Here is a 10800-nt window from a genome sequence, read left to right on the forward strand (position 1 = left end):
GGAAAGGAACATAGATATGGATAAAAAACCTGAATTTCACGGAAGCGATCTGGAGCAGATTGAAGCCTATTATCATATTCCGAAAGAAGAAATCGTCTCTTTCGGTGCAAATGTAAACCCGCTTGGATTGTCCGAGCAGTTAAAGAAAGATCTGGCTTCGCATCTGGATGTGATCACACGTTACCCGGACCGTGATTATAGATCTCTGAAAAAAGCAATCAGCAAATACACCGGTGTATCTGCCGATCATATTGTTATAGGAAACGGATCGACAGAGCTGATCTCGCTTCTCATTTCCACACGCACCCCGAAAAGGGCACTGGTACTTGGACCTACTTATTCTGAATATGCCAGAGAATTATCTTTAAATGGTGGTTCCATGGATTTTTATAATCTAAAAAAGGAACAGGATTTCCAATTAGATATCGATGACTTTATAACGACGTTAAAAACAGACTATCAGCTTGCGATCATCTGCAATCCGAATAACCCGACTTCTTCTGCGCTCACAACAAGTGAGATGGAACGTATCCTCGTAGCTTGCCGGGAATACGGAATCTTTGTTATGATCGATGAAACTTATGTAGAATTTGCACCGGATATTGAAGCAGTCAGCGCAGTCAGTCTTATTCCAAAATACGATAATTTCATGATCATCCGCGGTGTCTCCAAATTCTATGCCGCCCCGGGGCTTCGTTTCGGATATGGTATGACAAGCAATGAGGCTTTCTTAAAAGATCTGCTTCTCTACCAGAATCCATGGAGTCTGAACAGCATTGCCGCATATGCCGGTGAACGCATGTTTTCCGATACTGATTATTATAAGAAAACCCGCGAACTGATCTGTTCCGAACGCACATACATGTTTGATGAACTCAAGAAAAATCCGAACTTCAAACCATACAAAGCCTATGCGAACTTTATTCTTGTTGAGATTTTGAAAGAGGGCGTTACTTCCTTTGATGTATTTGAAAAAGCAATCAAAAACCGGCTCATGATCCGGGATTGCTCCTCTTTTGAATCATTAGCCGGTGAATTTTTCCGTTTCTGTATCATGAATCCTGCCGATAACCGACGTCTTCTTGATGTATTAAACCAGATTTAAGTACTTTTCTTTTATTTTCCGGTTAAGCATTATACAACTTCATTTAAGTATATTTGGGAAAGAGGGATGATTTTTTTCATTTCCTCTTTCATTCTTTCGGTCATATGGACGCCATCTTCCTCACAAAGTTCTTCCACTGTCTTTGCACCAAATACAAAGCTTGTAAGTGCCGCAATCGGGATCTCCCCTTCGGAATTTTCCGGTTTGCCATCCATCAGCATTGCCCCGGAAATCTCTGTTCCGGTGAGCACCAGTGTGCGGTTATTCTCTTCAATGGCAGAATCGGTTACTGTAAAACATACGCATAACAATTCCTGCAATCTGAGCGACATCAACATCCGGCGTACATCAACAATCCTTGTCATAATCTTCGGGGTCTCATCTTCATCCTCATCCGGGAACCAGATCCTGCAATCCTCAATCCCCGTTTCATTCTGAAACAGCATCAGTTTTCCACCGTCACTGTCACATTCCCGCATTAACCTTAGGTAGTATGCGCCGTCACGTTTCACATATACATCTTTATCTGCCGCAAGCTTTTCATTTGCCCACTCAGCAAGTGTATCGCAATCTTCTTCCGTAAGCGGGCGAATACAAATGCCTGCCGCTTCTTTCATCGCCACATCTGCTAAATTATATACTCTGCGTTTCTGTTCATAAACCGTCCGGAAATCATGTGGTGTATAGATTGCTTCTGCTGCCGGCATCAGAAATGTAAAATTCTCTCCTGATGCATACATATCCTGAAGTGCCCGCCTTAACAGCGCCGCCATAAACCCACGTCCGCGATACTCCTTTCTTGTCGCTACTGCAACGATGTAATGCGCCTGTTTTTCCACACCATTTACCATTAATGTATATGGATTCAGGTGCAGCATTGCGCAGATCTCACCATCTTCTTCCACTACATATATATCATTATCTCTCGTTTTTTCTGAAAAATAATAATCCACAAATCCTTTGCTGTCCTCCGTAAATACTTCCTCATACAATGGACGCACTTTGTTATGCTCTTCCTGACTTAACTTACGAATCTCCATTCTTCTTCCAGTCCTTTATATTTCATATAATGATATAGTAATTTCCCAACTCAACTATAATACTTGCATCTTGTCCTGCCCGACTTTACTTTCCCACATTCGGGCAGCCACCACATCCTGCGCAGCCGCCGTTCTGCGGACCGACCTGGTAACTGTAATTAGCAATCGTATCCAGTGATGCGATAGCCTGTGAGGAGATTCCTTCACCTGTTCCGGTAAATCCAAGTCCTTCTTCTGTAGTTGCTTTAATATTTACCTGATCTACATCAATGTGAAGTGCTTCTGCCACATTTTTACGCATCTGCTCAATATGCGGTGCCATCTTCGGTCTCTGCGCAATAATGGTTGCATCAATGTTACCGATGACATATAATTTCTCGTCGATCAGCTTTCCAACATGCTTCAGAAGTTCAATACTGGACGCTCCTTTATATGCCGGATCTGTATCCGGGAAATGTTTTCCGATATCACCAAGAGCTGCCGCTCCCAGAAGTGCATCCATAATCGCATGCAGCAGCACATCCGCATCCGAATGTCCCAGAAGCCCCTTCTCATAAGGGATCTCTACTCCTCCAAGAATCAGTTTGCGGTTCTCTGTCAGTTTATGAACATCATATCCCATTCCAACTCTCATACTGTTATTTCCTTTCCCAGAATATATTTCTTATTCTGTAACATTATTGTGATCTGTATTCTCTTCCTGCCTTTTGGCTTCACTGTGATCTGCTCCCACCGGTTCATCACTCTTCTGTGTATCTGTATTGCCTAACAGCTTGTCCCGGTTCAGTTTACCGTCTTCATCCACATCGCTCTCTAATAATTCCTCGCAGTCCAGCTCTTCTCCGTCATTTTCCACATACTCATGCTTCACTGCCATCACGACTGCCTTCGCACACCATACGATTCCAAGTACAGCAAATGCCACACCCAGCACCAGATAAAGCGTTGCATTCTCCGGCCTGTTTGTCATCGTCTTCTTTATCAGATCAATTCCCAGATATCCAAGATATCCCCCTACAATAATTCGAAAAAATACGCGACCTTTTGTCATTTCATGTCCTCCTGCCTGTGTTTTATTAATGTCTGCCGATTTTATAACTTCTATAAAACTTCTTATAATTCGCACAAATCGGCTGTTTTTCGCACATCTGAGCATATTATATCACATACTTACAATTTTTTGCAAAAAAAGTGTTGACATTTCCTCACTTTTGATTGTATAATAACGAAGTCGGTTTGAGAGAGCCGGGTAAATATGGGATCATAGCTCAGCTGGGAGAGCATCTGCCTTACAAGCAGAGGGTCATAGGTTCGAGCCCTATTGGTCCCATACTTATAAAAATATTTCTTTATGGCGGGATAGCTCAGTTGGCTAGAGCACACGGTTCATACCCGTGGTGTCGCTGGTTCAAATCCAGTTCCCGCTACTTTAAAAAGACTTGTTCTTGCAAGTCTTTTTACATCCGTAATATTAACAGTACTTACGGGCAATATTTTCATGGCGGGATAGCTCAGTTGGCTAGAGCACACGGTTCATACCCGTGGTGTCGCTGGTTCAAATCCAGTTCCCGCTACTTTAAAAAGACTTGCAATTGCAAGTCTTTTTTCAATTCATATCCGGAATATATTCCATTTATTTGTGTTTTTATTCTAGTTTATTTTACTAAAATATTTCAAAATTACCTACACATATCAAAATATCTACGCAAAACAAACTTCTAAGTTCTACCCTGCCCCCGAACTTCTGTATTCAATTGTCTCTTCTTCTCAAAAAATGAATTTCTCGCCCGAACACGGGCATTTTTGACTGTATAGTAATCCTTTCTTTACAGCTTTTTGTAACTTTCTTTTCAGCTCATTTTTTCACAGCTCTTCACTGCCTTCTTTACAGCTCGTTTTTACACACCATAATATAAAAATTGTTTTTCATCCGGTTTGAACTTATACTTGTCAGTCATCTCTTTCTTATCTCCCATTTTCATCTTACAGGTGTGTTGTACAATCCATTTCCCGTGTTCCTGCACATAATTAATATCCCACTTCGCAACTGTAGATGTTCCATCCGGAAAATGATAATATTCCATTACTGCATTCATATCCGGAACATTGCCCACTTCATCTTTTAACGACATCTGCAACTTCAAAAAATATTTATCAATATCCGGTTCCCATTTTATCCTGACTTGGTTTTTATCTGAAACCACCGTTACTTTCTGCTGCTTTCCTTCTTTATACACTTTCACTTTTAAATTATCATACGATGAAATCTTTTTTCCGTTTACACGTATCGTCACCTGACAGTTCATCTAATCCGGTGCTCCCGCGAAGAAAATCATACTCCCAAACACCAGCAGGATTGCCACAACGCTCCAGACTTTTCTTCTGCACATATCATCCACTCCCCTTGTAAATTTATTTCTCCAGTTCCATAATATCCATTATCCGCATATTCTCCCCGCTTTCATCATCCACGTACACAACATACAGCTTGTCTCCATATGTCTGGAAATCATAACGGATAATCTCGTCACCTTTACCGGTCTTGTAACCCTTTATCTTCTTCGTCCAGAGCGGCGTATCCTGACCGGTTTTGTAATAGCTCACCTTTCCATCCTTGAATGTTGCATAAGCATCTGCTGACATGAAAACAGCCTGCTCTTTTTCAAGCTCATACTTCGCTGTAATCTTCTGCTTCTCCATATCATAGTAAATCAGTTCACCACCACTGTATCTTGCCGCTTCATAACCTGCTCCTGTGTAATGTTCCATGCCACCCAAACGGTAATCTTCCAGTTGAAGCATAAGCATATTTCCGGATACTTTCATATCTACCGGTTTGTATTTTTCGGACTGATACAACTCTTCATTTTTTCCGTCGGCATTTGTTTTATAAATACGGAAATCCTTTGATTCATTACGAAAATCCCATGCATACAAGGTATCTTTATAGGATGCCAGTAATTTTCCATCTTGTAAATCCGTATCCAGTTGATGTACTCGTTCTCCTGTTTTCTTATTTACCATAACCGTAGCCAAAAAATCTCCCGCAGACGTATCCTTAAGCAGTAACCGATAACCTACTTCTCTGTCTTTTGTCTTTTCCCGCTTACAGCTGCCTGCATGATAAAGCTCCATATCCGGTGTCGTAATCTTTGTATGTTCTATCCAGTGCTTATCCCAATCTATAAATGCGCCTTTGCCTGTCTGTATTTTTAGTTCACCTAAATCCACCGTTTTTCGGACATTCTCTGCATCCACTACATATAACATCTTCTGATATGAATCATCTTCCCCTGTACTGCAAATAATATAAATATATTTTTTACCGAGAAATGCCTTTTCAATCCTTCCATCCGCATCCATTTTCCGCTCAGCAACCAGCTTGCCATCCGCATCATACTGGCGCAGCGCATCCCAAGAATTCACATAAATATATTTGCCATTTGTATAAGTTCCTGCATCTTCCAGCGCCGACTGAAGTTTTCCACTTTTCGGATCTACAGTTCTTAATTTCTTATCCGAATAATCATAATAATATGTCTTATCACCCAGCATTGCCAACATTCTCGCATCACCGGTTCTCGCATTATGAAGAACCCTGCTGACATTATAATTTCCTTTTGCTTTCTCCAAATAATAACTGATCGGATTTGTCCGCATCCAGAACAGGTAATAACCAGCCAGATAAATAATCACCAACAGACAGACCAACACGATCCATAAACTCTTTCTCTTCTTTTTCATAACCGTTCTCCTTTGTGTTCACAAAAAACACTCCTACTTCAAAAAATCAACATCCGAAAAAAACTGATTTTCCTTCGCAATGTCATATGCCGTGTTGCCATCACCGTCCTTCTTGTTCACATCCGCTCCGTGCTTCACCAGATACTTTGCAATATCTTCGCTTGTGCACTCTGCCGCCGCATGCAGAACGGTATGTTTTACTGCTGATTCGTCCTCATCACCTGCAGACTCGGCATCATCATCCAGCGAAATCTCCTGATTCACATCTACGCCGATTTTTATCATAATCCCACATATGCAGTAACAAACAATAGCTCTCTTTTGTGACATATAATTTCAAAGTTTTAGAAACAGCAGGAAAATTCTGTTTCACGTATTCAGAAATAGTCCTGCTGTCTCATTTGCATTATACTAATACACTAAAACACGTCCAGGCCCAGTTTCACTTTAAGTGTTGTAAACCATCCATATGCATTCCACTTATCATATTTGATAGTAGCTTTTGATTCTATTAGCTGATTTGATTTATTGGTCCATTTGATGATAATAGGTATTTCCGTTTTTTCTTCCGCACCGCTTTCCGCTTCTATAAAATCATATACTTTTTTCCCTTTTAATATATTTTTTTCTGCTGGCGTTTCTAAATCATCAGCTATATACATTTTTGTAGTTGCTTTATCAAATGAACCATATTCTTTTGTTAAAACTGTAATCTCTTTTGGCGTATGATTTTCTTTTGGAATTATGTAGCCTCGCACAAATCCTAATGAATCTGGAATTAAATATATTTTCCACGCTTTATCATCACTCACTGATTCTGCATAATCATTTTTCATAACCGCAGAATTTAAATAAATAGGAAAAATATTAAAAAATATAATTAAAATCAAATAGAATATAAATATTATTCCAACTATTATACATATCCATTTCTTTTTTACTTTCATTACTTCATTCAACCTCCTTTGTGTTCACCCCAAACACCCTACTTCAAAAAATCAACATCCGAAAAAAACTAATTTTCCTTCGCAATGTCATATGCCGTATTCCCATCACCGTCCTTCTTGTTCACATCCGCTCCGTGCTTCACCAGATACTTTGCAATATCTTCGCTTGTGCACTCTGCCGCCGCATGCAGAACGGTATGTTTTACTGCTGATTCGTCCTCATCACCTGCAGACTCGGCATCATCATCCAGCGAAATCTCCTGATTCACATCTACGCCGATTTTTATCATAATCCCACATATGCAGTAACAAACAATAGCTCTCTTTTGTGACATATAATTTCAAAGTTTTAGAAACAGCAGGAAAATTCTGTTTCACGTATTCAGAAATAGTCCTGCTGTCTCATTTGCATTATACTAATACACTAAAACACGTCCAGGCCCAGTTTCACTTTAAGTGTTGTAAACCATCCATATGCATTCCACTTATCATATTTGATAGTAGCTTTTGATTCTATTAGCTGATTTGATTTATTGGTCCATTTGATGATAATAGGTATTTCCGTTTTTTCTTCCGCACCGCTTTCCGCTTCTATAAAATCATATACTTTTTTCCCTTTTAATATATTTTTTTCTGCTGGCGTTTCTAAATCATCAGCTATATACATTTTTGTAGTTGCTTTATCAAATGAACCATATTCTTTTGTTAAAACTGTAATCTCTTTTGGCGTATGATTTTCTTTTGGAATTATGTAGCCTCGCACAAATCCTAATGAATCTGGAATTAAATATATTTTCCACGCTTTATCATCACTCACTGATTCTGCATAATCATTTTTCATAACCGCAGAATTTAAATAAATAGGAAAAATATTAAAAAATATAATTAAAATCAAATAGAATATAAATATTATTCCAACTATTATACATATCCATTTCTTTTTTACTTTCATTACTTCATTCAACCTCCTTTGTGTTCACCCCAAACACCCTACTTCAAAAAATCAACATCCGAAAAAAACTAATTTTCCTTCGCAATGTCATATGCCGTATTCCCATCACCGTCCTTCTTGTTCACATCCGCTCCGTGCTTCACCAGATACTTTGCAATATCTTCGCTTGTGCACTCTGCCGCCGCATGCAGAACGGTATGTTTTACTGCTGATTCGTCCTCATCACCTGCAGACTCGGCATCATCATCCGGCGAAATCTCTGTCAACACTTTCATATTCTTCTCTTTTGCATATCTTTCCCCACTTTGCATAAAATGATGTTATATATATAATAACGTTTGTTTCTCTTGTTTTGTTACAGAAAAGCTTAAAAAATCCGAAAGAATTTCTTAATTTTGGTCGAAATAGAAGAATTTTATTTTATAATTCCCCTTGTTTTTTTATTTTCAACTTTCACTCCTGCAAAATCTGTTGGATAAATACCTTTATGGCTTTTGTTATCTTTTATTATTACCGGTCGGAAATATTTTTTATTTGCCCATAATTTTTTCCCATTGCAAAATTTTAATATGTATTTATCCGATGTCTCTACCATACTCTCTAAATTATCTTTTTCAAATTTTCTTCCTTTTGTCTTGCAACCACAATAGCATATTATTTCATTATCCTCAATTTTAATTTGATAAATCATACGCGCATGCATTCGTCCAACACACACTATGACACTTAGCACTGCTGCAATAAAAACATACAAGAAGATTTGTTCTTCCAGTGTAATGTCGATTATATAATTCATTGACACATAAAGTGTTACTATAACAAAAAAGCAACAAATAATTTCAAATATTTTATCAAAAATCAGAAACCATCGTGCGTTATTTATACATTCTTTTTTCATATCTGTATCTTCCTCCCAAAAACTGCTTACTATAAATATAGCGGTAAACATTGCCTTACTATAATTCATCCCCCGCAGAAACACTATATTCTGCATTAAATGTGCGCAACTATACCGCATTTGGTATTCTGTGGGGTATTACCCTATCTTTTTGGCAAAAGTAAAATATAAAATTCAGTATTTATGCTGCGTAGCACCACTTTCGCACATAAGTGTTCAACTATTATTTTACTCCTAGTTCAATTTCAAAGGGGTATCTATCTTAAAAATCCAATTTTGAATTTGCTATTTTCCTCATTTTCACAAACTCCTCTGCAAATTTTCTTGCGGTATCTCTATTATGATCTATGTCCCAATTTTCTTTATTATAATTTGCTGCGTTTGTAAAATTAAACGTTCCATGCATTGCTACATCCAAATCAATTACACAGAACTTTCTATGCATAATATTTTTATATCCGGATTCTATATCCACACGATATGTTTCAAAGTCATCTTCCAATTTAAATGGAGCACTATCATTTACCTCGTTATCATCAATAATAATTTTTATATCCAGCCCCTTCTGCTTCTTTTTTAGCAATTCGTGGTATATTACCGGATTCGTAAACCAAGCCATCACTATCCAGATCAAAAATTTTGCATCCCTAATTTCTTCTACAATTCTTTTTTGTATATCTTCAAACAAAATTTCTTGGCTCACATCTTCATATTCCGTATTCAAAATACCTGGTCGAAAAAAGATGCCCCAATACTCATAATCGTCATTCGGCGGATAAATCTCTCTACATTTACTATCAATATAATCCTTATATTTTTTTATTTCTTGCAATTTTTCAGGAATAATACTAATAATTATGTGCTCTTTTCTGTGATCCGGAAGATGATATGTAAACTCATATTCTTCCTGAAAAGAAATCGTCGAAATTTTTAACAACTCGATAATTTTATCTTTATCTTCATTGTCCTCTATCTGAATTGTATCTATCAGTAATTTTTTATACTGTTTTTCTGTCATTCACCTTCCTCCATTCTCATACCTATTTTTTCAATCAACGCCAAATCTGCTGGCAACCATTGAACTGAATCCAGCTCATCTTTCCTTAACCACTTAGCAGCTTCTGCTTCCTTCAGTACCAGCTCTCCGGTTATTGTCTCACACCAAAAACAATCCATAGAAAGATGGAAGTTCGGATAATCGTATTCAATGGTGTCTATCAAATCATACACTTCGATATCTGTATCTAATTCTTCCCTTATTTCACGTTTGAGCGCCTGCTCTGGCGTTTCTCCTTCTTCTATCTTTCCACCAGGAAATTCCCGTTGTCCTTTGAACTCCCCATATCCTCTAGCTGTAGCAAATATCTTACTCTTTTCCTGTATGGAATCACAGATAACTGCTGCCACTACTCTAAGTCCTGGTAAGCGGATGCTGTTCCGGTTACTTTCCGTTCTGCATAGATCACATTGTCTTCCAGCCCGGACAGGTTCTGAATCAGCTTCTCTCCGGTGTCTGCTCCGGTTGTGTAGGATACCATGCCGTCCTCGTAGAAGTAGTTCGTCACTTCTCCGGCTTCTTTCTTCTGGATGCGCTGTCCGTCTCCATTGTACAGGTTTTCCTGTGTCAGGCTGACCGTCTCGTTGCCGGATGTACCGCTCTTCTTCGTTACAGTTGCAGTACTTAAGCGGTTTTCTACATCATAAGTATTCTCTACGCTGTCTCCCGTCTCCTTATCGGTCTCTTTGATCTGGTTTCCATTGACGTCATACTCATAAGAAATGTCATTCTTTACGGTATCGCCTTTCGTTGTTTTTACCCTTAAGAGCTGGTTCAGACCATTGTAGGTGTACGCTGTCTCCTCTTCACCTTTGACTTTCTTTGTGCGGTTTCCTGCGGAATCGTAGCTGTAAGTCGTGGTGGTCTTTTCCTCATTCTTCTTATGGTCAGTCACAACACTCTTCATCAGTCTTCCCATTGTCTGGTATCATTTCTCATCCAACCACGTCCGAATAATTAATCCCACATATGCAGTAACAAACAATAGTTCCCTTTCGTGACATATAATATTAAAGTTTTTAGAAACAGCAGGGAAATTCTGTTTCATATATTCAGA

16 protein-coding genes and 3 tRNA genes are annotated in these 10800 nt (G+C 38.6%); 4 read left to right on the forward strand and 15 right to left on the reverse strand.

Annotated features, from left to right (window positions below):
- The first annotated feature begins 16 nt into the window (after nucleotides 1-16).
- Complete coding sequence (locus DXC04_RS06905; RefSeq protein WP_118660550.1) at nucleotides 17-1105, forward strand: pyridoxal phosphate-dependent aminotransferase; 1089 nt, start codon at nucleotides 17-19, stop codon at nucleotides 1103-1105.
- A gap of 29 nt (nucleotides 1106-1134) precedes the next feature.
- On the opposite strand, the gene DXC04_RS06910 is transcribed toward DXC04_RS06905, so the two are convergent.
- The 3 genes from DXC04_RS06910 to DXC04_RS06920 form a co-directional block, all read right to left on the reverse strand.
- Nucleotides 1135-2145, reverse strand: coding sequence for a GNAT family N-acetyltransferase (locus DXC04_RS06910; RefSeq protein ID WP_118288483.1), 1011 nt, complete (start codon nucleotides 2143-2145; stop codon nucleotides 1135-1137).
- Nucleotides 2146-2230: 85 nt separating this feature from the next.
- The gene (gene ispF / locus DXC04_RS06915; RefSeq protein ID WP_118660552.1) at nucleotides 2231-2779 is read right to left on the reverse strand and encodes a 2-C-methyl-D-erythritol 2,4-cyclodiphosphate synthase; all 549 of its coding nucleotides are present in this window, start codon (nucleotides 2777-2779) and stop codon (nucleotides 2231-2233) included.
- A 30-nt stretch (nucleotides 2780-2809) separates the two neighbouring features.
- The gene (locus DXC04_RS06920; RefSeq protein ID WP_118660554.1) at nucleotides 2810-3196 is read right to left on the reverse strand and encodes a hypothetical protein; all 387 of its coding nucleotides are present in this window, start codon (nucleotides 3194-3196) and stop codon (nucleotides 2810-2812) included.
- Nucleotides 3197-3402: 206 nt separating this feature from the next.
- On the opposite strand from DXC04_RS06920, the gene DXC04_RS06925 reads away from it, so the two are divergent.
- The 3 genes from DXC04_RS06925 (at nucleotide 3403) to DXC04_RS06935 (ending at nucleotide 3719) form a co-directional block, all read left to right on the forward strand.
- A tRNA-Val gene (locus DXC04_RS06925) sits at nucleotides 3403-3475 on the forward strand.
- Nucleotides 3476-3498: 23 nt separating this feature from the next.
- A tRNA-Met gene (locus DXC04_RS06930) sits at nucleotides 3499-3572 on the forward strand.
- Nucleotides 3573-3645: 73 nt separating this feature from the next.
- Nucleotides 3646-3719 (forward strand) — tRNA-Met (locus DXC04_RS06935).
- A 324-nt stretch (nucleotides 3720-4043) separates the two neighbouring features.
- On the opposite strand, the gene DXC04_RS06940 is transcribed toward DXC04_RS06935, so the two are convergent.
- The 12 genes from DXC04_RS06940 to DXC04_RS06990 form a co-directional block, all read right to left on the reverse strand.
- Nucleotides 4044-4388, reverse strand: coding sequence for a hypothetical protein (locus DXC04_RS06940; RefSeq protein ID WP_199692531.1), 345 nt, complete (start codon nucleotides 4386-4388; stop codon nucleotides 4044-4046).
- A gap of 10 nt (nucleotides 4389-4398) precedes the next feature.
- Nucleotides 4399-4533 (reverse strand): hypothetical protein, encoded by a 135-nt coding sequence (locus tag DXC04_RS16030; RefSeq protein ID WP_279220496.1) that lies wholly within the window; start codon nucleotides 4531-4533, stop codon nucleotides 4399-4401.
- Between the two features lie 24 nt (nucleotides 4534-4557).
- The gene (locus tag DXC04_RS06945) at nucleotides 4558-5889 is read right to left on the reverse strand and encodes a hypothetical protein (protein ID WP_118660558.1); all 1332 of its coding nucleotides are present in this window, start codon (nucleotides 5887-5889) and stop codon (nucleotides 4558-4560) included.
- A gap of 33 nt (nucleotides 5890-5922) precedes the next feature.
- Entirely contained in the window at nucleotides 5923-6174 is a 252-nt protein-coding gene (locus DXC04_RS06950; RefSeq protein ID WP_158580453.1) for an ankyrin repeat domain-containing protein, read from the reverse strand.
- Between the two features lie 134 nt (nucleotides 6175-6308).
- A complete protein-coding gene (locus tag DXC04_RS06955) occupies nucleotides 6309-6836 on the reverse strand; it encodes a hypothetical protein (protein WP_118660562.1) in 528 nt (175 codons plus the stop codon).
- Between the two features lie 68 nt (nucleotides 6837-6904).
- On the reverse strand, nucleotides 6905-7126 hold the full coding sequence (locus DXC04_RS06960) for an ankyrin repeat domain-containing protein (RefSeq protein WP_158580455.1): 222 nt from the start codon (nucleotides 7124-7126) through the stop codon (nucleotides 6905-6907).
- A gap of 134 nt (nucleotides 7127-7260) precedes the next feature.
- Nucleotides 7261-7788 (reverse strand): hypothetical protein, encoded by a 528-nt coding sequence (locus DXC04_RS06965; protein ID WP_118660562.1) that lies wholly within the window; start codon nucleotides 7786-7788, stop codon nucleotides 7261-7263.
- A 68-nt stretch (nucleotides 7789-7856) separates the two neighbouring features.
- Nucleotides 7857-8063 (reverse strand): ankyrin repeat domain-containing protein, encoded by a 207-nt coding sequence (locus tag DXC04_RS06970; protein ID WP_199692532.1) that lies wholly within the window; start codon nucleotides 8061-8063, stop codon nucleotides 7857-7859.
- 140 nt (nucleotides 8064-8203) lie between these two features.
- A complete protein-coding gene (locus DXC04_RS06975) occupies nucleotides 8204-8755 on the reverse strand; it encodes a hypothetical protein (RefSeq protein WP_158580457.1) in 552 nt (183 codons plus the stop codon).
- 193 nt (nucleotides 8756-8948) lie between these two features.
- Entirely contained in the window at nucleotides 8949-9704 is a 756-nt protein-coding gene (locus DXC04_RS06980; RefSeq protein ID WP_118660570.1) for a phospholipase D-like domain-containing protein, read from the reverse strand.
- Nucleotides 9701-10093: a (deoxy)nucleoside triphosphate pyrophosphohydrolase gene (locus DXC04_RS06985; RefSeq protein WP_242992896.1), complete on the reverse strand. Its 393-nt coding sequence runs from the start codon at nucleotides 10091-10093 to the stop codon at nucleotides 9701-9703. Before DXC04_RS06985 ends, DXC04_RS06980 begins: the two co-directional genes overlap by 4 nt.
- Nucleotides 10093-10662: a hypothetical protein gene (locus tag DXC04_RS06990; protein WP_117537343.1), complete on the reverse strand. Its 570-nt coding sequence runs from the start codon at nucleotides 10660-10662 to the stop codon at nucleotides 10093-10095. Before DXC04_RS06990 ends, DXC04_RS06985 begins: the two co-directional genes overlap by 1 nt.
- Between the last annotated feature and the right edge of the window lie 138 nt (nucleotides 10663-10800).

Origin of the sequence: Dorea sp. OM07-5 (genome assembly GCF_003481355.1) — a bacterium.
Taxonomy (GTDB): domain Bacteria; phylum Bacillota; class Clostridia; order Lachnospirales; family Lachnospiraceae; genus Dorea_D; species Dorea_D hominis.

Coding starts and splice junctions, on each gene's coding strand:
- DXC04_RS06905 (WP_118660550.1), top strand. CDS start 17: ATGGATAAAAAACCTGAATTTCACGGAAGCGATCTGGAGCAGATTGAA.
- DXC04_RS06910 (WP_118288483.1), bottom strand. CDS start 2,145: ATGGAGATTCGTAAGTTAAGTCAGGAAGAGCATAACAAAGTGCGTCCA.
- ispF (WP_118660552.1), bottom strand. CDS start 2,779: ATGAGAGTTGGAATGGGATATGATGTTCATAAACTGACAGAGAACCGC.
- DXC04_RS06920 (WP_118660554.1), bottom strand. CDS start 3,196: ATGACAAAAGGTCGCGTATTTTTTCGAATTATTGTAGGGGGATATCTT.
- DXC04_RS06945 (WP_118660558.1), bottom strand. CDS start 5,889: ATGAAAAAGAAGAGAAAGAGTTTATGGATCGTGTTGGTCTGTCTGTTG.
- DXC04_RS06950 (WP_158580453.1), bottom strand. CDS start 6,174: ATGATAAAAATCGGCGTAGATGTGAATCAGGAGATTTCGCTGGATGAT.
- DXC04_RS06955 (WP_118660562.1), bottom strand. CDS start 6,836: ATGAAAGTAAAAAAGAAATGGATATGTATAATAGTTGGAATAATATTT.
- DXC04_RS06960 (WP_158580455.1), bottom strand. CDS start 7,126: ATGATAAAAATCGGCGTAGATGTGAATCAGGAGATTTCGCTGGATGAT.
- DXC04_RS06965 (WP_118660562.1), bottom strand. CDS start 7,788: ATGAAAGTAAAAAAGAAATGGATATGTATAATAGTTGGAATAATATTT.
- DXC04_RS06970 (WP_199692532.1), bottom strand. CDS start 8,063: ATGAAAGTGTTGACAGAGATTTCGCCGGATGATGATGCCGAGTCTGCA.
- DXC04_RS06975 (WP_158580457.1), bottom strand. CDS start 8,755: ATGAATTATAGTAAGGCAATGTTTACCGCTATATTTATAGTAAGCAGT.
- DXC04_RS06980 (WP_118660570.1), bottom strand. CDS start 9,704: ATGACAGAAAAACAGTATAAAAAATTACTGATAGATACAATTCAGATA.
- DXC04_RS06990 (WP_117537343.1), bottom strand. CDS start 10,662: ATGGGAAGACTGATGAAGAGTGTTGTGACTGACCATAAGAAGAATGAG.